Here is a 20,472-nt window from a genome sequence, read left to right as displayed (position 1 = left end):
CCCTGCTAGACGTTGACCCGTGGCACCGGCCCGGCCGGCGCGGTTCGACGGGGCGTTCTCCCCGCACCGACGATAGCCGCTCGGTGCTGCACCGCAAGTTTTTTGAGCGCGGCGCAAAAACCGCCGGAATTGTGGCGCGGGCCCGGCGAGTCCGGGCCGTCCACAGCCGTTCCGCCCGCCCCGGCCCCGCCTCTGTCGGAAAAGCTGACTTGACGCCGTCACGGCAGGCTTCGAAGGTGGCACCGACAGCGGCGTCGGCGGGAGCGGCGCAGCCGGACGGCACTCGAAAGTAGAAGCAAGGAATTCCCCCCATGGCAGATACGGATATCGTGATCGTCGGCGCCGCGCGCACGGCGGTGGGCGCCTTCAACGGCGCTTTTGCCAACACCCCCGCCCATGAGCTCGGCGCCGCCGCCGTCAAGGAGGCGCTGAAGCGCGCCAAGGTGGAGGCCGCCGAGGTCGACGAGCTGGTGATGGGCCAGGTGCTCGCCGCCGGCCAGGGCCAGAACCCGGCCCGCCAGGCGGCGATGGCCGCCGGCATTCCGCAGGAGAAGACCGCCTGGGGCCTGAATCAGCTCTGCGGCTCGGGCCTGCGCACCGTCGCCATCGGCCTGCAGCAGATCGCCAATGGCGACGCGAACATCATCGTCTCCGGCGGCATGGAATCGATGTCGCTCGCCCCGCACGCGGCCTATCTGCGCGCCGGCACCAAGATGGGCGACGTCAAGTTCGTCGACACCATGATCAAGGACGGGCTCTGGGACGCCTTCCACGGCTACCACATGGGCACCACGGCGGAGAACGTCGCGACCAGGTACCAGATCAGCCGCGAGGAGCAGGACCGCTTCGCCGTCGGCTCGCAGAACAAGGCCGAGGCCGCCCAGAAGGCCGGCCGGTTCAAGGACGAGATCGTCCCCTTCACCGTCTCGACCCGCAAGGGCGACATCGTCGTCGACACGGACGAGTATCCGCGCCACGGCGCCACGCTGGAGGCCATGGCCAAGCTCAAGCCCGCCTTCTCCAAGGACGGCACCGTCACCGCCGGCAACGCCTCGGGCATCAATGACGGCGCCGCCGCGCTGGTCATCATGACGGCGAAGGAAGCCGCCCGCCGCGGCCTGACCCCGCTCGCGCGCATCGCCTCCTGGGCGACGGCCGGCGTCGACCCGGCGATCATGGGCACGGGCCCGATTCCCGCGACCCGCAAGGCGCTGGAGAAGGCCGGCTGGAAGGTCTCCGACCTCGATCTCGTCGAGGCCAACGAGGCCTTCGCGGCGCAGGCGCTGGCGGTCAACAAGGACCTGGGCTGGAACCCCGACATCGTCAACGTCAATGGCGGCGCGATCGCGATCGGCCATCCGATCGGCGCCTCCGGCGCGCGCGTGCTGGTGACGCTGCTGCATGAGATGGCCAGGCGCGGCTCCAAGAAGGGCCTCGCCACGCTCTGCATCGGCGGCGGCATGGGCGTCGCCCTGACCGTGGAGCGCTGAACGCCTCCCGCAGATCCGGGATCGACATCCGCGCCCCGGTCAACGCCGGGGCGTTTTCACCCTCAGAGGGTCAAAGAGAAAAGGGAACGGCCATGACGAAGGTTGCTCTGGTCACGGGGGGAACGCGCGGCATCGGTGCCGCCATCTGCAAGGCCTTGCAGGCCGCGGGGCACAAGGTCGCCGCCAGCTATGCCGGCAATGACGAGGCCGCCGCGAGGTTCAAGGCCGAGACCGGCATCCCGGTCTATAAATGGGATGTCGGCGACTACGACGCCTGCGCCGCCGGCATCGCCACGGTCGAGGCCGAGAACGGGCCGATCGACATCCTGGTCAACAATGCCGGCATCACCCGCGACGGCTTCTTCCACAAGATGACCAAGGAGCACTGGTCGGAGGTGATCCGTACCAATCTCGATTCGCTGTTCAACATGACGCGCCCGGTGATCGAGGGCATGCGCGCCCGCGGCTTCGGCCGCATCGTGGTGATCTCCTCGATCAACGGCCAGAAGGGCCAGATGGGCCAGGTCAACTACTCCGCCGCCAAGGCGGGCGACATTGGCTTCGTCAAGGCGCTGGCGCAGGAGAACGCCAACAAGGGCATCACCGTCAACGCCATCACCCCCGGCTATATCGGCACCGACATGGTCGCCGCCATGCCCGAGGCCGCGCTCCAGCGCGTCGTCGCCGGCATTCCGGTCGGCCGCCTCGGCAAGCCCGAGGAGATCGCGCAGATGGTCGTCTGGCTCGCCTCCGAGCACGGCGCCTTCGCCACCGGCGCGACCTTCTCCATCAATGGCGGGCAGTACATGGCCTGAGGCCGGCGCCGCCGCCCCGCGCCGGGTGGCGGCTCCTTCGCGTCAGGCCGCGGCCGGGCGCGGCGTGCCGTCCGGCTCGACCGCCTCCGGCTCCTGCGAGATCGTCGGGTTGAGCGGATCGATCACCTCGAAGGGCCGCTCGACCTTGGCCGGGGCCGCCCGCATCCGCATCCGCAAGGCGGCGAAGCCGGTCAGCGCCAGCGCGGACGCCGCCATGAAGTAGAGCAGTCCGGCGATGCCGAAGCGGGCCATGACGCCGGCTCCGAGCAGCGGGCCGAGCACCGAGCCGACGCCGTTGACCAGGATCAGCCGCCCGCTGACCGCGACCACCCGGTCTGCCGGCATCCGGTCGAGCGCATGGGCGACGCAGACCGGATAGAGCGTCGACATGAAACCGCCGAGCAGCACCGCCAGCGGCAGCCCCGCCGCCAGCGAGCGCGGCGCCGCCACCAGCAGCAGCACCGCCAGGGCGAAGCCCGCCGCCAGCCCGGCCAGCACCAGCCGGCGGTCGTTGCGGTCGGAGAGCCGCCCGACCGGGACCTGGAAGGCCAGCCCGCCGAGCACCGCCACCAGCATGAACAGCGCGATGGTCTGCTGCGGAATGCCCTCCCCCAGCATCCAGGCCGGCACCAGCGCGTAGAAGGCGCTGGTGATCAGGCCGCTGACGACGCAGCCGATCACCGAGAGCGGCGCCTGCCGGGTCAATTCGCCATAGCGCAGCGACGCCTCCGGCGCGAGGCCGGGCGCCTCGGCCCGGGTCGTGCTGACCATCACCAGCGACAGGGCGAACAGCACGATGATCGCCTGGAACGGCGCCGAGGAGCTGATGCTGAGCCAGGCGACGACGAGCTGGCCGATCGCCAGCGCCACGAAGGTCCCGACCATGTAGGAGGAGAACACCCGGCCGCGCTGGTCCGGCAGCGCCTTGGCGTTGAGCCAGCTCTCGGTGGTGACGAACAGCCCGACGCAGCCGACGCCGATCACCGCCCGGCAGGCGGCCCAGGCCGCCGGCGCGGCGACGAGCGGCATCAGCGCCGTGGCGATGACGACGAGCCCGGCGAAGGCGGTATAGGCGCGGATATGGCCGATGCGCTGGATCACCCCGCCGCAGCTCACCGCGCCGATGGTATAGCCGACGAAATAGGCGCTGAGCACGATGCCCGTCGCCGTGGCGCCGAAATCCGCGAGCGTCAGCCGCAGCGACAGGAAGGTGTTGAAGAAGCCGTTGGCGAGCTGCACGAGGCTCGTCGCGGCGATGAGCGTTCCGATCTGCACGAGCATCGCGCCCTCCTGCATGGCGTCCACCGAATCCGGCCGCGATAGCAGCCGCAGGCGGCGGGAGAATGGTCAGGGAACCGGCCGAGGCCGCGGCCTCTCTTAGCCCCGGCCCGGTGGCGATGCGCGTCCCGTCCGGCCGACGCGCCGCGTCGACGCTCAGGCTCTTCTCGCTCCACGCGGCAGCAGGAAGGTCAGGAGGCCGAGCGCCGGCAGCCAGGCGCAGAGCTTGAACACCTGGATGATGCCGATCTGGTCGGCGAGCGCGCCGATCGCCGCCGCGGCCACCCCGCCCAGCCCGAAGGACAGGCCGTAGAACAGCCCGCCGACCAGGCCGATCCGGTGCGGCACCAGGTCGATGGCGTAGATCAGGATCGCCGAGAAGGCGCTCGCCATGACGAAGCTGACGATGACGCTGAGCACGCCGGTCCAGAACAGGTCGGCATGGGGCAGCAGCAGCGCGAAGGGCAGCGAGCCGAGGATCGACAGCCAGATCACCCGGTCGCGGCCGATCCGGTCGCCGATCATCCCGCCGAGGATGACGCCGATGGCGCCGACCACGAGATAGAGGAACAGCATGATCTGCGAGAGCTGCACCTCCACGCCGAAGCGCTGGATCAGGTAGAAGGTGTAGTAGGAGGTGAAGGCGGCGGTGTAGCCGTTCTTCGAGATCAGCAGCACGATCAGCACCGTCATCGCCAGCAGGATGCGCCCCGAGGACAGGTTGTGGCTCGCCACCTCCTCGGCATGCCCCTTGGAGGAGGCCTGCTCGCGCCGCATCGCCGCGTAGCGGGCGCCGATCCAGCCCATCAGCCCCATCGCCAGCAGCACGACCAGCGAGAACCAGGACAGGCTCTCCTGCCCGCGCGGCACCACGACGATCGCCGCCAGCAGCGGGCCGACCGCATAGCCGATATGGCCGCCGACCTGGAACACGCCCTGGGCCAACCCCTGCCGCCCGGCCGCGGCATGGCGGGCCATGCGCGTCGCCTCCGGGTGGAACACCGCCGAGCCGAGCCCGATCAGCCCCGCCGCGAGCAGCACCACGGCATAGCTGTGCGCGAAGGAGAGCAGCAGCAGCCCGACCAGGGTCGAGCACATGCCGGCGACCATCGCATAGGGCCAGGGCTTGCGGTCGGTGACGTAGCCGAGCAGCGGCTGCAGCAGCGACGACGTCACCTGGAAGGCCAGCGTGATGAAGCCGATCTGCATGAAGTCGAGCCGATAGGTCTCCTTGATCAGCGGATACAGCGCCGGGATCATCGACTGGACGAGGTCGTTCAGCAGATGGGCGAGGCTGAGCGCCGCCAGGACGGGCATCAGCGGGCGGCGCGCGACGGCCTGCATCGGAATCGTAGTCATGAAGGAGGCATATCCGAGCCGGCTCCGGCGTCAACGGGGCCCGAAGCATGGCGCCTATGGCCGCGATGCCGGGATGCAGCGCAGCAGAGGCGTCGCCGCGGCCATCCGTACCGTCATTGCGGGCCTCCGCTTCGCCCGGGACGGCATGCGGGCTTATCCCAAAGACGAGGCCGGAGGCCGCCTTGCCGGATCGGCAAAGCCGGCAAAACCTGCTATCGCAGCGTAATCCGTCCCCCGCTGCACGGTCATGACCGCCCGCACCGCCACCCTGACCGGCTTCTGCGCCATCCTGCTCTGGTCGACGCTGGCGCTGTTCGCGGCGATGTCGGGGCGGGTGCCGCCCTTCCAGCTCGCCGCCATGACCTTCGTCGTCGGCGGGCTGCTGATCCTCGCCATCGCGGGGCTGCGGGGCCGGCTCGGCCGCGCCTGGCCCACGCCGGCCTCCTTCGCGCTCGGCCTCTACGGCCTGTTCGGCGACACCGCGCTCTACTACGCCGCGGTGAAGACCGCCCCGCCGGCCGAGGCCAACCTGATCCACTACCTCTGGCCGCTCCTGATCGTGCTCTTCGCCGCGCTGCTGCCGGGCGGCGGGCTGAAGGCGCGCCATCTCGCCGGGGCGCTGATCGGCCTCGCCGCCACCGGGCTCCTCGTCTCCGGCGGGCTCGGCAGCGGAGGCGGCCTCAGCCTCGGCCACGGCCTGGCCGCGCTCGGCGCCCTGACCTGGGCGAGCTATTCGGTGGTCTCGCGCCGCTTTGCCGCGGTGCCCTCGGAAAGCCTCGGCCTCACCATGCTCGGCTGCGCCGTGCTGGCGCTTGCCTGCCACCTCGCCTTCGAGGCCAGCCTGTGGTCGCTGACGGCGACGGAATGGGGCAGCGTCCTCGGGCTCGGCCTCGGGGCGATCGGGCTCGCCTTCGTGCTCTGGGACGTCGGCATGAAGCGCGGCGACGTCGCCCTGCTCGGCGTCGCCTCCTATGCCGCGCCGGTGCTGTCGACGGTGGTGCTGGTACTGTGCGGCTACGCCCCGGCGAGCTGGCTGCTGGCCCTGTCCTGCGCGCTCATCGTCGTCGGGGCGCTGGTGGCGGGCGGCGGCGCGCGGCGGCGCGCGGAAAACGTGGCGCCGCTCAGTTCCGCCGGAGCAGCCGCTCCAGGTAATCCAGCTCCTCCTGCGGCCTGAGCGGATCGCCGAGGCGCTTGCGCAGCTCCTCCAGGATGCGGCGGGCCCGCTGCGTCGCGCTCTCGTCCGCGCCCGGCACCTTGACCCGGCCATCGGCCCAGTCGCGCTGGCGCTGCGGCCGGCCGAGCGGGTCCTCGCTGCCACGCTGCTGCCCGGAAGGCCGGCCCTGCTGGCGCCCGTCCGGCTCGCCATAGGCGTTCTCGGTGCCGTCCCCGGGCTGGCCCTGCATCTGCTGGGCGAGGTTCTGGCCGCCGCGGCGCAGCGCGTCGATGGCCTTGCCCTGCGCGTCGAGCGCCTCGTCGCCATTGCCCTGCCCGAGCTGCTTCTCGGCCTCGCGCATCGCCTCCTCGGCCTCGTCGAGTTCGCCGTTCTGCGGCGCGCCCATACCGCGCATCCGCCGCTGCAGGTCCTGCAAACGCTCGCGCAGCGCCTGCTGGCGCTGGGAGAGGCCCTGCCCCTGCCCGTTCTGGCCCTGCATGCCCTCGCCGCCTTCGCCATCCTCGCCCTGGTCGCCCGGCTGCTGGCCGGGCTGGCGTCCGCGCTGGCCGCGTTGCCCCTGCTGGCCCTGCTGCCCGCGCTGGCCGGGCCGGGCCTGCTGCTGGCCGGGGCGCTGGCCGCGCTGGGCCTCCCCTTGCCGGTTCTGCTCGTTCCGGTAGGTCTCGTCGCGCAGGTTCTGCTGGTCGCGCGTCATCCGGTCGAGATCGCCCAGCGCCTGGTTCATCTGGTTCTGGCGCGGATCGCCCTGACCGGGGCGCGCCATCTGCAGGTTGTTGAGCATCCGGTTGAGCTCTTCCATCAGGCGCTGCGCCTCGGCCATGTCGCCGCGCTTCGACAACTCCTCGATGCGGTCGAGCATGTTCTGCAGGTCGCGCGGCGTCACCGTGCGGAAATTCTCGGGCAATTGCGCCTGGTTCTGCTCGCCGTTCTGCTGCTGGCGCATCATCTGCTCGGCGAGCTGGCGCATATAGTTGTCCATCGCCCGCCGCATCTCCTCGGTGAGCTTCCTGATATCCTCCTCGGAGGCACCGCGCTCCAGCGCCTGCTGGAGGTTCTCCTGCGCCTGCCGCAGCGCCCGCTCGGCGTCCGACATGTCGCCGTCCTCGAGCTGGAGGGCCATCGCCCACATCATCTCCGCGACCTCGCGCAAGGCGTCGTCGCCGCCGGCCTTGCGCAGCCGCTCGGTCAGCATGCGCATGCCGAGATAGGTGCCCATCTCCTTCATGAAGAGCTCGGGCTCGATCATCAGCGCGTCCATGGCGAGCTGCACCTTGGAGCGGTCGTCCACATTCATCACCAGCTTGCGTCGCTGCTCGACCAGCGCCTTGGCCAGCGGGTTGGTGAAGGTGCGCTGCGGCAGCACGACCTCGACCGGCTGGCTACGCCCCTCCTGCCCGGCCTCGTCCCTGGCGATCAGCACCATGCGTACCTTGGCGCCGGCCCAGGGATGCGCCGAGAAGTCGACGCTGCCCTTCAATTCCTCCTCGCCGGTGGCCGAAGGCGGCACGGCGAGGTTCTGTTTCGGCGGCTCGACCAGCGAGCGCCCGCCGGCCGCGGCATCGGGGCGCGAGACGCCGACCTCGATCGAGGCCAGCCCGTAATCGTCCTTGGCCTTGTAGCTGATGCTCAGCCCGCCCGACTGCCCGCCGACGATCGGCTTGGGCGGATCGGTGAAGGCGATGGTCGGCGGCTGGTCGGGAATGGCGGTGATGTCGAGCGTGGTGCCCGGCGCGCCGCTGCCGGTGAGCCTGAGCGTGCCGTTGCCGGCGAGGATATAGCGCTTCTCCAGCACGGCCTGCTGCGGGTCGCTCGCCGGCGCCTGCCGGACCGCCCCCGCTTCGCCTTCCTGCTCGGCCGGCTTGGCTTCGAGCCTGCCGGTGGTGACGACGTCCATGTTCGCCTTGCCCGCGACGCGCACGACGATGACCGATTTCTCCGGCGCACTCAGCTTCGGGCTGGCGAGCCTGGCGAAGTCGATCAGGATCGGCGGCAGCCTCGTATAGGCCGGCGGGTCGATCCAGGCGTCGATGCGGGTCGAGGGCGAGGAGCCGGGCGGCCCCTGCCAGTCGAAGGCGGCGGAAAGGCGCTGCGTCGCCTCCGGCCCGGCGACGAAGAAGGCGGCGATGGCGGCGAGCAGCGGCACGGCGCGCAGCGCCCGCCGGTCGTGCACCGCCATCCGCGGATGCGGCAACTCGACCTTGAGCGCCGACACCTGCCGGCTCTGGCGCTCGACATGCAGCTTCCACAGCGCCTGCGAGACCGGATCGCCGGCGCCGACCGCGAGGCTGTCCTCCAGCGCCGAGGCCGGGCGATGCCCGCCGGCGAAGGCGCGGTCGAGCCGCGTCAGCGCCTCGCGATGCGTCGGCGGAACGAGGCGGGCGACATGCCAGAGCCCGGCGAGGAAGGCGGCGGCGAAGCCGAGGACGCCGGCGAGCCGCCCGTACCAGGGCAGATGCGTCCACAGCCCGAACCAGGACAGCGCGAGGAAGGCGAGGACGATGCCGAGCGGCAGCCAGAGCCGCGGCCACAACCTCTCCCAGCCGAGCGAAACCCGCGAGGCCAGCGCGAGACGGCTCAGCCGCTGCCGGACGCCGTCCATCCTGTCGGGCGCCTTGCGGCGCTCTGCCTCGCTCATGCCATCGCTCCGGGCAGCCCCCATTTCCATGTGAAATCGCCTGATCCGGTCAGGCTAACACGGGAATGTGGCATTGCCAGTCCCCGGGCCGGCCTTTGCACCGCGCTCGACGTTTCGTGAACAGCGGGCGGCGTCACGCCCGGACCCATCCCGGGCAACCGAGACCGCCGGTCACGAGCTGCCCGGATCGAGCCCGGGACTGACGCTGGAATTCACGCGAACCAGACCGGAGCCCGGTCCAGCCCGATCAGCTCCTCATAGCTCTGGCGCGGGCGGGTGACGGCGTACTGGTCGCCCTTGACCAGGACCTCGGCGACCAGCAGGCGCTGGTTGTAGGTCGAGGACATCGAGGCGCCATAGGCGCCGGCGGTCATGAAGGCGACGAGATCGCCCTGCCCGAGCGGGGGCAGCGCCCGCCCGGTGGTGAAGGTATCGCCCGATTCGCAGATCGGCCCGACCACGTCATAGGCGACCTCCGGCGCGTCAGCCGGCCGCTCATCGACCGGCCAGATCTCGTGATAGGCCTCGTACATCGCCGGCCGGACGAGGTCGTTCATCGCCGCGTCGACGACGAGGAACTGCCGGGTCGGCCGCGGATTGAGATGCAGCACCCGCGTCAGCAGGATGCCGGCATTGCCGACGATGAGGCGTCCCGGCTCGAAGCCGAGCTCGACGTCGAGCCCCTTCGTCACCCGCCCGACCATTTGCGCATAGGCCTCGATCAGGCTGGGCCCGTAATCGAAGGCCTTGGGGATGTCGTAGGGGATGCCGAGCCCGCCGCCGAGATCGAGCCGCTCGACGCGGTGCCCCTCGCCCTTCAGCGCGCCGACCAGCGCGACCATCTTGGCATAGGCCGCCTCGAAGGCGTCGATCTCGCGGATCTGGCTGCCGATATGGACGGCGAGCCCCATGATCCGCACGCCCGGCAGGTTGGCCGCCCGGGCATAGAGCCGCCCGACCTCCTCGAAGGAGACGCCAAACTTGTTCTCGGAGGAGCCCGTCGTGATCTTGGCGTGGCCGCCGGCGCCGATATCGGGATTGACCCGGAACACCGCCTCCTGCCGCCTGCCGAGCGAGGCCGCGACCCTGGAGAGCAGGTCGAGCTCGCTCTCGCTCTCGATATTGACCTGGTAGATGCCGGCCTCGACGGCGAAGCGCAGTTCCTGCTCGCTCTTGCCGACGCCGGAGAACACGATCTTGTCTGCCGGGATGCCGGCGGCGAGGGCCTTGCGCACCTCGCCTTCCGAGACCGTGTCGATGCCGGCGCCGAGCGCGCCCAGCGTCTTGAGCACGCCGAGATTGCCGTTCGCCTTCATCGCGTAGAAGACATGCGCCTTGCCGGCCGGCGCGGCCTGCTTCACCGCCGTCTCGAACAGCTTGTAGTGCCGCTCGATCGTCGCCGTCGAATAGACATAGACCGGCGTGCCGACCTCGGCCGCGATCCGCTTGAGATCGACGCCCTCGGCATGGAGCGAGCCGTCGCGATAGGCGAAATGATGCATGGGAACGAACCCTGAGAAGGCCGACTGAAACCGCCCCGTCATCCCGGATGGAGCGCGATGGAATTCCGGGGCCGCGGCCCCGCGCCGCCGGCGCAGGCTCCGGCACGGACCCCGAACCCCGCCTCGGCCGCCCCGAGCGACCGGCGGGGGAGGAAGCCGCTACATCAGCGGATCGAGCAGGAACGGCTTGTCCGGCACGGCGATCGCCTTGTTCGTCTTGGCCGGCTTGGCCAGCACCGAGGTCTGGCCATAGCTCGAGACGTCGTTGGCGTCCTCCCCGCCGATCTGGCTGTCGGGAAGGTCGACCGCGCCGGCGACGTTCGGCGGCGGCTCGAGCGGCCCCTTGCGCCCGCAAGCCGCGAGCGCCACGCCGAGCAGGCCGACGACCAGGAGGGTGCGGCCGAATTTCAGTCGGGAATCAAGCACGAAAACGAACCCTCGGGCGAAACGTGGCGGGACCTTAGCGGAGGATGCGGCGGAGCGCGAGCGCTTGTGACGGGGGAGCCGCCATCCCGGACGAAGCGCAGCGGAAATCCGGGACGACGCGGCGGTTCGGCCGCGAACTAACCCTTCGCGAGCTGCTTCAGCCAGCGCCTTGCCTGCTTGCGGACATTGGCCGGGGCCGTGCCGCCATAGCTGACGCGGCTCTTCACCGACTGGTCGACGCCGAGCACGGCGAAGACGGCCTCGGTGATCTGCGGCTCGACGCCCTGCATCTCGGCGAGCGAGAGCTTCTCCAACCCGACCTTCTTCTCGGAGGCGAGGGCGACGAGCCGGCCGGTGACGTGGTGCGCATCGCGGAACGGCATCTTCAGCACCCGCACCAGCCAGTCGGCGAGGTCGGTCGCGGTGGCGTAGCCGGCGCCGGCCGCCTTCTTCATCGCCTTGAGGTCGGGCTGCATGTCGCGGACCATGCCGGTCATCGCGGCGAGGCAGAGCGACAGCGTCTGGAGGGCGTCGAAGGTGCCTTCCTTGTCCTCCTGCATGTCCTTGGAATAGCTGAGCGGCAGGCCCTTCATCAGGGTCAGCATCGCCTGCAGCGCGCCGAAGACGCGCCCGGCCTTGCCGCGCACCAGCTCGGCCGCGTCCGGGTTGCGCTTCTGCGGCATGATCGAGGAGCCGGTCGAGAAGGCGTCGGAGAGCCGGACGAAGCCGAATTGCGGCGTCGCCCAGAGCACGATCTCCTCGGCCAGCCGCGAGAGATGCATGGCGCAGATCGAGGCGGTGGAGAGCGTCTCCAGCACGAAGTCGCGATCCGAGACCGAATCGAGCGAGTTCGCCGTCGGCCGGTCGAAGCCGAGCGCCTTCGCCGTCATGTGCCGGTCGATCGGGAAGGAGGTGCCGGCGAGCGCGGCGGCGCCGAGCGGGCATTCGTTGAGGCGGGCGCGGGCATCGCGCACCCGGCTGCGGTCGCGGCCGAGCATCTCGACATAGGCCAGGAGATGATGGCCGAAGGTGACCGGCTGCGCCGATTGCAGATGGGTGAAGCCCGGCATCACCGAGCCGGCATGGCTCTCGGCCTTTTCGGCCAGGGCACGCTGGAGATCGGCCATCTGGCCGTCGAGCTCGTCGAGCGTGTCGCGCACCCACAGCCGCATGTCGGTCGCGACCTGGTCGTTGCGCGAGCGGGCGGTGTGCAGCCGGCCGGCGGCGAGGCCGATCCTGTCCTTGAGGTTCGACTCGACGTTCATGTGGACGTCTTCGAGCGCACGCGAAAACGTGAAGGTCCCGCTCTCGATCTCGCTCTCGACCTGCCTGAGGCCGGCGGTGATGGTCGCGACGTCGTCTCTGGTCAGGATGCCGGTCTCGGCGAGCATGGCGGCATGGGCCAGCGAGCCGCGGATGTCCTGGCGCCAGAGCTTCCGGTCGAAATCGATGGAGGCGTTGATCTCCTCCATGATGGCGTCGGGACCTGTGGCGAAACGTCCACCCCACATGCGATTGCTCACGACGGTCTTTCCTGCTTTTGAGGACGCACGATGACGTCTGGAAAAAAGATCGGACTGGCCCTCGGGGTCGTGGCGGCGCTCGGCCTCGCTGGCGTGGCAGCCTTCTACTCCGGGCTGGGCGATGCCGGCAACGGATCATGCAGCGCCGCCGCCAAAACCGCGGCGCGCATGGCGCCGCTCGCGAAGGGCGAGGTCGCCGCGGTCGAGATCCGCTCCCGCCCCGCGCCGGCCCCGGAGCTCGCCTTCGCCGGCCCGGACGGCAAGCCGCTGACGCTCGCCGATTTCAGGGGCAGGACCGTGCTGGTCAATCTCTGGGCGACCTGGTGCGCGCCCTGCCTGAAGGAGATGCCGGCGCTCGACGCGCTCGAAAAGGCGATGGGCGGGCCCGATTTCGCCGTGGTCGCGATCAATATCGACACCCGCAATCTCGACAAGCCCAGGGCCTGGCTCGCCGAGAACGGGGTCACGGCCCTGCTCTTCCATGGCGACCCGCAGGCCGCGACCTTCCAGGCCCTGCGCAAGGCGCATCAGGTCGAGGGCATGCCGGTCAGCATCATCGTCGACAGATCCGGCTGCGAGCTCGGCATCATCCAGGGCCCGGCCGACTGGGCGAGCGCCGATTCGAAGGCGCTGATGGCGGCCGCCGCCGGTCGCCCCTGATCGCCCCCGCGACCGGCCGACGAATTCTTGTCGCATTGCGGCGTTCTGCTGCACGCAGCAGCAGAGGAAAGGATCGGACATGACGGGCGCAGAGAACCGCAGGGGGAAGCTCGGACCGGCGCGCCTCGCCGCGCTGGCATTGGCCGCCCTGCTGGCGGCCAGCCCCGCCGGCGCGCAGGAGCGCAAGCCCGTCGCCGGGACCAGCGTCTCGCTCGCCGCGCCGAAGGGCTTCGAGCCCGCGACCGGCTTCGCCGGGCTGATGAACAAGGCGACGCAGGCGAGCGTGCTCGTCGTCGAGCTGCCGGCCGAGGCCCACGCCCAGCTCTCGGCCCTGTTCGAGAACGCCGACGCGGCCAAGGCGGGCTTCGCCCGCCAGAACGTCACCATCGCCGCGCTCGACCGGGTCGATGTCGGCGGCGAGAAGATCCCGCTCCTCACCGGCTCGCAGATCGCGCCCAATGGCGGCACCTTCGACAAGTGGATCGCGCTGTTCAAGGGCGAGAAGACGGTGATGCTCACCGTGCAGGCGCCCAAGGCCGCCAAGCTCGCCCCCGCGACGGTCAAGACGATGATCGCCTCGGTCTCTCTGGGCAAGGAACCCTCGCTCGACGACAAGCTCGCCGCCCTGCCCTTCGCCATCAAGCCGGCCGCTCCCTTCCGCGTCATCGACACCATCGGCGGCTCCGGCGCGCTGCTCACGGTCGGCGACCGGGACACGGATCCCTCGGGCACGCAGCCCCTGATGGTCGTCGCCTACCAGACCTCGGCGCCCGTGAAGCCGGGGCAGGAGGAGGCGCTCTCCGAGACGCTGCTCAAGGGCACCCGCAATCTCGAGAACGCCACCATCGCCGAACGCCGGCACCTGCCCTTCGCCGGCGGCGACGGCATGCTGCTGCGCGGCGGCTTCAAGCACCCCAGCGGCGCCGACAAGGCCTTCGCGCAATATCTCGCCATCGGCCCGGATGGCCGCTTCGTCCGCCTGATCGTGATGGCGGACGAAAGCGCGATGCCGCAGCTCCAGCCGGCCATCGACCAGACCGTGGCGAGCATCGCCTTCACGGCGAAGTAGCCGCCGCGCCTCCGCAGATGGCCGCTCGGCCCCGCGCCATTGCGATTGGCGCGGCGCGCCGGCGCGGGTAAAGGCATATCCATGCGCTATACGATCGGCCTCGCCACCACCTTCCACGACCCCGCCATCGCGATCATCGGCCCCGACGGCGCCGTGCTCTTCGCCGAGGCGACCGAGCGCTACCTGCAATACAAGCGCGCGCCCAATTGCGAGCCCGATTCGGCCCCGCGGATGGAAGCTCTGCTGAAGCGCTACATCCCGAAGGACGCCGAGGTCGCCATCGCCACGAGCTGGGGCGAGGATTTCACCGGCTTCCTCGACCAGATGGCGCGGGCCGGCTCCTTCACCCTCGACGCGCTGCTCAGGCTCTCGCCGGAGCTCAACCGCTCGCTGGTGCCGGAGCGCACCGAGCGCGCCCTGATCGCCTCGCTGCATCTCGGCCAGCAGCGCGCCGGCATGGGCGTGCTGCTCGGCCTCGACCGCGCCTATGGCAAGGCCAATGTCACCGGCCTGAAGCGCTACGGCCACCATCTCAGCCATGCGGCCTATGCCTGCTGGTCCTCGCCCTTCGAGAACGCCGCCTGCCTCGTCGTCGACGGCATGGGCGAGACCGGCGCCTCGGCCATCTTCGCGCTCGAGAACGGCAGGCTGCGCGAGGTGAAGCGCCATCGCGGCCGGGAATCGATCGGCTTCTATTTCGGGCTCGTCACCGACCTCGCCGGCTTCGACCAGGCCAAGGGCGAGGAATGGAAGATCATGGGGCTCGCGCCCTATGGCAAGGCCGACCCGGAGCTGATGGCGCTGCTGCGCAGGCTCTACACCATCGAGGGCCACAAGCTCTCCTTCGCCAAGGCCGATGTGGTGCAGGCGGTCGCCGCCGAGATCCTGGCGAAACGTCCCGCCGACGCGCTCGACCGGGGCTGGGCCGATCTCGCCCGCTGCGGGCAGGACGTCTTCGCCGAGATGATGGAGGCGCTGCTGGCTGAGGCCGCCGCGCTCGTTCCCAGCGAAAACCTCGTCCTCGCCGGAGGCTGCGCGCTGAACTCCTCCTTCAACGGCAGGATCGCCGGCCGCCACGGCTTTAAGACCGTGTTCGTGCCCTCGGCGCCGGCCGATGACGGCAATGCGATCGGCGCCGCCTGGCTCGCCCATGCCGAGGCGAATCCGGACTGGCGCGCGCCGAAGGGACCGCTCTCGCCCTATCTCGGCTCCACCGTCTCGACCGAGCCCTTCGAGCGCATGCAGGCCTGGGAGAAACGGCTGCGCAGGCTCGCCCCCGAGGAGATCGCGCCGGTGACGGCGAAGCTTCTCACCGAGGGCAAGCTCATCGGCTGGGTGCAGGGCCGCGCCGAATTCGGGCCGCGCGCGCTCGGCAACCGCTCGATCATCGCCGATCCGCGCCCGGCCGACGCCAAGGACATCCTCAACGCCAAGGTGAAGTATCGCGAGGCCTTCCGCCCCTTCGCGCCCTCGATCCTGGCCGAGCAGGCCGCCGACTGGTTCGAGAACTACCAGGACGCGCCCTATATGGAGCGCACGCTGACCTGGAAGGAGGCGGTGCGCCACCGCGTCCCGGCCGTGGTCCATGAGGACGCGACCGGCCGCCTCCAGAGCGTCACGGCCGAGCGCAATCCGCGCTACCACGCGCTGATCTCGGCCTTCCACGCACTGACGGGCGTGCCGGTGATCCTCAACACCTCCTTCAACATCATGGGCAAGCCGATCCTGCACACGGCGGAGGACGCGATCCTGATGTTCTACACCAGCGGGCTCGACGCGCTGGTGGTGGAGGACTGGCTGCTGGTGAAGTGAAGGCTGCCGGCCGCCCGGCCCAAGAGCACGCCGTCACCCCGGACGCAGCGAAGCGGAGATCCGGGATCCATGCCGGAGCGCTGTCCGAAGAAGGTTCCGGCATGGATCCCGGGTCTCCCTCCGGTCCCCCGGGATGACCGCGCAAGATTCGAAGGGCTGAAAAACCGATCCGCCTCGTTGATCGGTCCGATCACACGAAATCGCTGGTTTCGGCCCGGTTTGCGGTCATTCTTCCGGCCCTCGGAAGGGAGACGACGCCATGCTGCAATTGCGCCCGAACTGCGAATGCTGCAACCGCGACCTGCCGCCGCAATCGCGCGACGCCCTGATCTGCACCTTCGAATGCACCTTCTGCAGCGACTGCGCCGAGACGCGCTTCGCCGGCACCTGCCCGAATTGCGGCGGCGAGCTCGTGCGCCGCCCGGTCAGGCCGGGGCGGATGCTGGAAAAATACCCGGCCTCGACAGAACGCATCCGCAAGCCGCATCCGCAATGCGCGGCGGCTTGAAAGCGCTGGCCCGGATTGGCGCGAGGATGGAGCGCGTGTTAGCCAGAGCGGAATGACGACCGCACGCCCTCAGTTCTGGATCGTCGCCGGCCCCAATGGAGTCGGCAAGACGACTTATGCCTTCCGTCACATCAAGGCCGTTTCCGGCAGCACGCGCTTCGTCAATCTCGACGAGATCGCGCGCGGACTCTCCCCTCTCGATCCGTCGATGGAGCAGCAGCGCGCCGGTCGCGTCGCGCTGGAATTGACACGTTCGCTGATCGCCGAGCGGCGGTCGTTCTCGATCGAGACGACGCTTTCGGGAAAGACCCATCTGCGCACGATCGACGCGGCCCGAAAGGCCGGTTTCGTCGTCAACCTGCTGTATTTTCTCGTCGCCAGCCCAGAGGTCTCGCTGGCTCGCATCGCTCGCCGCGTCAGCGAGGGCGGGCATGATGTCGCGGAGGCCGATGTCCGTCGCCGCTTCGCGCGTTCGCTCGAAAACCTGCCGACCTATATCGATGCGGTCGACCAATGGCGCGTCTTCGACAACGCGACCTTGCGCCCCAAGGCGGTGGCCGAAGGGCGGCGCGGTTGCATCTCGCTGATCGAGCGCGAGGGCGGTCTGCCGCAGGCGCTATGGGCGGCGCTGGAGACGCTGCCGCCCTGCGTGGAAGGCTGAGACCGAAGCCTGCGCCCTCAGCTCGCCTGCTTCACCGCGATGCCCTTCTCCTCGAAGAGCGCCTGCAGTTCGCCGGCCTGGAACATCTCGCGGGTGATGTCGCAGCCGCCGACGAACTCGCCCTTGACGTAGAGCTGCGGGATCGTCGGCCAGTTCGAATAGGCCTTGATGCCCTCGCGGATCTCCTGGTCCTCCAGCACGTTGACGCCTTTGAACGGCACGCCGACGTAAGACAGGATCTGCACGACCTGGCCGGAGAAGCCGCACATCGGGAATTGCGGCGTGCCCTTCATGAACAGCACCACGTCGTTGTTCTTCACTTCCGCTTCGATGCGGGCATTGACGTCGGACATGGGATGACGGCCTTTCTGCCGGACGGAACTGATGGCGGTCGCCGATGCGATCCGCCTTATATCGGGACGAGCGTTAGCAGATTCCAGAGGAAGCCGCATCCGCCGCCTCGCCCCTCGCACGATCAGGGTGCGGCATACCCTTCCGGGAAGGTGCGCGACGCTTCGTTCTCGAAGCGGAAATTGGTCATCGCCCAGCCTTCTTTGATCTTCTTGTAGGTGAACTGGTAGTACATGAACGGATAGCGATTATCGTCGTACTGCGCGTAGAACACCATCACCCGGATCAGATCGTTGTAGTTCCGGTCGTAGGCGAGGCCGAGGACATCGGGCTTTTTCTTGCTGAACGGCCTGAGATTGGTGGAGAGTTCGGTGTTCTCGCCCTTCTTCTTCAGGAGCCGCATCACCTCGGCGACAAATGGCTCGGCCCCGTCGCTCTGAAGCCGGTCCAGCAAGGCGCGCGAATTCGCGACCGGATCCTCCACCGGCGGCATGATTTGGGCCATGGCCGAGGTTGCGTTCAGCGCGATACAGAGCGCCGCAGCCGCCAGGCCGGCGCGCAATGACACCGCCAGCCGCCTCATTCCGGCACCGCCGTCGTCAGCGCGAGCGCGTGCAGCACGCCGCCCATATTCCCCTGCAGCGCGGCATAGACCATCTGGTGCTGCTGCACCCGGTTCTTGCCCTTGAAGGCGGCCGAGACGACGGTCGCGGCATAGTGGTCGCCGTCGCCGGCCAGATCCCTGATCTCGACCGCCGCATCCGGCAGCGCCGTCTTGATCATCCGCTCGATCTCATGGGCATCCATCGCCATGGGTTCAACTCCTAAATCAGCAACGCCATCCGTCATTGCGAGGAACGAAGCGACGAAGCAACCCAGGGGGACGCAGAGCGCGGCCGCCCCTGGATCGCTTCGCGGAGCCTGTCCTCGGGCTTGCCGAAGGCAAGACCCGGGGGCTCGCAATGACGATCAGGCCGCCTTGCCGGCCATGTAGCCCGGCAGCCAGCCTTCGTGGATCGTGTTGAGCTCGGCGATCGCCAGCGCCGGCTCCCCCGGCAAGGCGAGCGCCGCGCCGCCCGTGCGGCCGATGGCGAGCGCCGGCACGCCGGCCGCCTTCGCCTCGGCCAGAACCGCCTCGGCCTCGGCCGCCGGAACCGCCAGCACATAGCGCGCCTGATCCTCGCCGAAGAGCGCGGCATGGGCCGGGCCCGCCGGCAGCGTCTCGATGGTGGCGCCGACGCCCTTCGCCATCGCCATCTCGGCGAGCGCGACGGCCAGCCCGCCATCCGACAGGTCGTGGCAGGTCGCGACCTTGCCCGACGCGATCAGCCCGCGCACGAACTCGCCATTGCGGCGCTCGATCGCGAGATCGACCGGCGGCGGCGCCCCTTCCTCGCGGCCGCAGACCGTCGCGAGCCAGGCGCTCTGGCCGAGCCAGCCCTGCGTTTCGCCGATGAGGAGGATCGCCTCGCCCTCGGCCTTGAAGGCGATCGTCGCGTGCTTCGTCACATCGGCCATGACGCCCACGCCGCCGATGGTCGGGGTCGGCAGGATCGAGACGCCGTTGGTCTCGTTGTAGAGCGAGACATTGCCGGAGACGACCGGGAAGTCGAGCGCCTTGCAGGCCTCGCCGATGCCGCGGATGCAGCCGACGAACTGGCCCATCACCTCGGGCTTCTCCGGATTGCCGAAATTGAGGTTGTCGGTGATCGCCAGCGGGGTTGCGCCCACCGCGGTCAGGTTGCGCCAGGCTTCGGCCACCGCCTGCTTGCCGCCCTCGAACGGGTCGGCCTCGCAATAGCGCGGGGTGACGTTGGCGGTCATGGCCAGGCCCTTCGGCCCCTCCTCGATGCGGATCACGCCGGCATCGCCGCCGGGCGTCACCACCGAATTGCCGAGGATCAGCGTGTCGTACTGCTCCCAGATCCAGCGCTTGGAGGACAGGTCTGGCGAGCCGATCAGCTTCTTCAGCGCCTCGGCGTTGCCGCAGGGCGGCGCGACGCTCTCGGCCGCGATGCGCTGCTGCGGCGGCGTCTCGATCCAGGGCCTGTCGTATTCGGGGGCCTCGTCGCCGAGCTCCTTGATCGGCAGGTCGGCCATGACCTCGCCCCGGTGCTTCACGACGAAGCGCAGCGTGTCGGTGGTGTGGCCGATGACGGCGAAGTCGAGCCCCCATTTGCGGAAGATCGCCTCGGCGGCTTCCTCATGCCCCGGCTTGATCACCATGAGCATGCGCTCCTGGCTCTCCGACAGCATCATCTCATAGGCGCTCATGCCCTCCTCGCGGCAGGGCACCTTGTCGAGATCGAGCTCGACGCCGAGATCGCCCTTGGCGCCCATCTCGACCGCCGAGCAGGTCAGCCCGGCCGCGCCCATGTCCTGGATCGCGTCGACATGGCCGGCGGCCATGATCTCGAGGCAGGCTTCGAGCAGGAGCTTCTCGGCGAAGGGGTCGCCGACCTGCACGGTCGGGCGCTTCTCCTCGGACTTGTCGTCGAACTCGGCCGAGGCCATGGTCGCGCCGTGGATGCCGTCGCGGCCGGTCTTGGAGCCGAGATAGACGATCGCCTTACCGACGCCCGACGCCTTGGCGTAGAAGATCTCATCGGCCTTGGCGATGCCGACCGCCATGGCGTTGACCAGGATGTTGCCGTCATAGCGCGAGTGGAAGCCGGTGGCGCCGCCGACATTCGGCACGCCGAAGGAATTGCCGTAGCCGCCGATGCCGGCGACGACGCCGGAGACGAGATGGCGGGTCTTCGGATGGTCGGGCGAGCCGAAGCGCAGCGCGTCGAGCACTGCGATCGGCCGGGCGCCCATGGTGAAGACGTCGCGCAGGATGCCGCCCACGCCGGTCGTCGCGCCCTGATAGGGCTCGATGAAGGAGGGGTGGTTGTGGCTCTCCATCTTGAAGACGATGGCCGTGCCGTCGCCGATATCGATGACGCCGGCATTCTCGCCCGGTCCCTGGATCACCCAGGGCGCCTTGGTCGGCAGCGTCTTGAGGTGGATCTTCGAGGATTTGTAGGAGCAATGCTCGTTCCACATCGCCGAGACGATGCCGAGCTCGGTGATCGTCGGCTCGCGACCGATCAGATGCAGGAAGCGCTGGTACTCGTCCGGCTTCAGGCCGTGCTCGGCGACGAGCTGCGGAGTGATCTTGATGTCGTTCGGAATCACGGGCTCAGGCTTCCTGGCGGTCCGGCGAGGGG

18 protein-coding genes are annotated in these 20,472 nt (G+C 69.5%); 8 read left to right on the top strand and 10 right to left on the bottom strand.

Translation table 11 applies throughout. From position 1 onward, the window contains the following. Positions 1-311: 311 nt before the first annotated feature. Positions 312-1,490 (top strand): acetyl-CoA C-acetyltransferase, encoded by a 1,179-nt coding sequence (locus tag ACWH43_RS04960; RefSeq protein WP_158445542.1) that lies wholly within the window; start codon positions 312-314, stop codon positions 1,488-1,490. A 92-nt stretch (positions 1,491-1,582) separates the two neighbouring features. Beyond that, positions 1,583-2,305, top strand: a complete 723-nt coding sequence (gene phbB / locus ACWH43_RS04955; RefSeq protein ID WP_158445541.1) for an acetoacetyl-CoA reductase — start codon at positions 1,583-1,585, stop codon at positions 2,303-2,305. Between the two features lie 42 nt (positions 2,306-2,347). Here the strand turns inward: phbB and ACWH43_RS04950 are convergent, their stop codons facing one another. Continuing rightward, on the bottom strand, positions 2,348-3,586 hold the full coding sequence (locus ACWH43_RS04950) for an MFS transporter (protein WP_158445540.1): 1,239 nt from the start codon (positions 3,584-3,586) through the stop codon (positions 2,348-2,350). A gap of 153 nt (positions 3,587-3,739) precedes the next feature. Next, entirely contained in the window at positions 3,740-4,942 is a 1,203-nt protein-coding gene (locus ACWH43_RS04945; RefSeq protein WP_158445539.1) for an MFS transporter, read from the bottom strand. Positions 4,943-5,189: 247 nt separating this feature from the next. On the opposite strand from ACWH43_RS04945, the gene yddG reads away from it, so the two are divergent. Then, complete coding sequence (gene yddG, locus ACWH43_RS04940; RefSeq protein ID WP_158445538.1) at positions 5,190-6,116, top strand: aromatic amino acid exporter YddG; 927 nt, start codon at positions 5,190-5,192, stop codon at positions 6,114-6,116. Here yddG and ACWH43_RS04935 read toward each other — a convergent pair. The 4 genes from ACWH43_RS04935 to argH form a co-directional block, all read right to left on the bottom strand. After that, positions 6,064-8,748 carry a TIGR02302 family protein gene (locus ACWH43_RS04935; protein WP_158445537.1) on the bottom strand — a complete coding sequence of 895 codons (2,685 nt, stop codon included), beginning with the start codon at positions 8,746-8,748 and terminating at the stop codon, positions 6,064-6,066. The two genes, yddG and ACWH43_RS04935, sit on opposite strands and share 53 nt — an antisense overlap. Before the next feature lie 212 nt (positions 8,749-8,960). Continuing rightward, on the bottom strand, positions 8,961-10,250 hold the full coding sequence (gene lysA / locus ACWH43_RS04930) for a diaminopimelate decarboxylase (RefSeq protein ID WP_158445536.1): 1,290 nt from the start codon (positions 10,248-10,250) through the stop codon (positions 8,961-8,963). Positions 10,251-10,409: 159 nt separating this feature from the next. Beyond that, on the bottom strand, positions 10,410-10,676 hold the full coding sequence (gene lptM / locus ACWH43_RS04925; RefSeq protein ID WP_158445535.1) for an LPS translocon maturation chaperone LptM: 267 nt from the start codon (positions 10,674-10,676) through the stop codon (positions 10,410-10,412). A 137-nt stretch (positions 10,677-10,813) separates the two neighbouring features. Further along, positions 10,814-12,199 (bottom strand): argininosuccinate lyase, encoded by a 1,386-nt coding sequence (argH, locus tag ACWH43_RS04920; protein WP_158445534.1) that lies wholly within the window; start codon positions 12,197-12,199, stop codon positions 10,814-10,816. A gap of 30 nt (positions 12,200-12,229) precedes the next feature. Between argH and tlpA the strand changes: the two genes are divergently transcribed. From tlpA to ACWH43_RS04895, 5 genes are all read left to right on the top strand, one after another. Continuing rightward, positions 12,230-12,859, top strand: coding sequence for a thiol:disulfide interchange protein TlpA (tlpA, locus tag ACWH43_RS04915; RefSeq protein WP_158445533.1), 630 nt, complete (start codon positions 12,230-12,232; stop codon positions 12,857-12,859). A gap of 79 nt (positions 12,860-12,938) precedes the next feature. After that, complete coding sequence (locus ACWH43_RS04910) at positions 12,939-13,928, top strand: hypothetical protein (RefSeq protein WP_158445532.1); 990 nt, start codon at positions 12,939-12,941, stop codon at positions 13,926-13,928. Positions 13,929-14,009: 81 nt separating this feature from the next. Beyond that, positions 14,010-15,740, top strand: coding sequence for a carbamoyltransferase family protein (locus ACWH43_RS04905; RefSeq protein ID WP_158445531.1), 1,731 nt, complete (start codon positions 14,010-14,012; stop codon positions 15,738-15,740). Between the two features lie 259 nt (positions 15,741-15,999). Then, positions 16,000-16,248: a DUF1272 domain-containing protein gene (locus ACWH43_RS04900; RefSeq protein ID WP_158445530.1), complete on the top strand. Its 249-nt coding sequence runs from the start codon at positions 16,000-16,002 to the stop codon at positions 16,246-16,248. A gap of 52 nt (positions 16,249-16,300) precedes the next feature. After that, complete coding sequence (locus ACWH43_RS04895) at positions 16,301-16,909, top strand: AAA family ATPase (protein WP_158445529.1); 609 nt, start codon at positions 16,301-16,303, stop codon at positions 16,907-16,909. A gap of 17 nt (positions 16,910-16,926) precedes the next feature. Here ACWH43_RS04895 and grxD read toward each other — a convergent pair whose 3' ends face one another. From grxD to purL, 4 genes are all read right to left on the bottom strand, one after another. Next, entirely contained in the window at positions 16,927-17,262 is a 336-nt protein-coding gene (grxD, locus tag ACWH43_RS04890; RefSeq protein ID WP_158445528.1) for a Grx4 family monothiol glutaredoxin, read from the bottom strand. Positions 17,263-17,384: 122 nt separating this feature from the next. After that, on the bottom strand, positions 17,385-17,843 hold the full coding sequence (locus tag ACWH43_RS04885; protein WP_158445527.1) for a hypothetical protein: 459 nt from the start codon (positions 17,841-17,843) through the stop codon (positions 17,385-17,387). Beyond that, positions 17,840-18,073, bottom strand: a complete 234-nt coding sequence (locus tag ACWH43_RS04880) for a BolA family protein (RefSeq protein WP_158445526.1) — start codon at positions 18,071-18,073, stop codon at positions 17,840-17,842. Before ACWH43_RS04880 ends, ACWH43_RS04885 begins: the two co-directional genes overlap by 4 nt. A gap of 156 nt (positions 18,074-18,229) precedes the next feature. Next, a complete protein-coding gene (purL, locus tag ACWH43_RS04875) occupies positions 18,230-20,440 on the bottom strand; it encodes a phosphoribosylformylglycinamidine synthase subunit PurL (RefSeq protein ID WP_448153410.1) in 2,211 nt (736 codons plus the stop codon). Between the last annotated feature and the right edge of the window lie 32 nt (positions 20,441-20,472).

Source organism: Allobosea minatitlanensis, from assembly GCF_964020775.1.
This window is presented reverse-complemented; position numbering and strand designations above follow the sequence as displayed.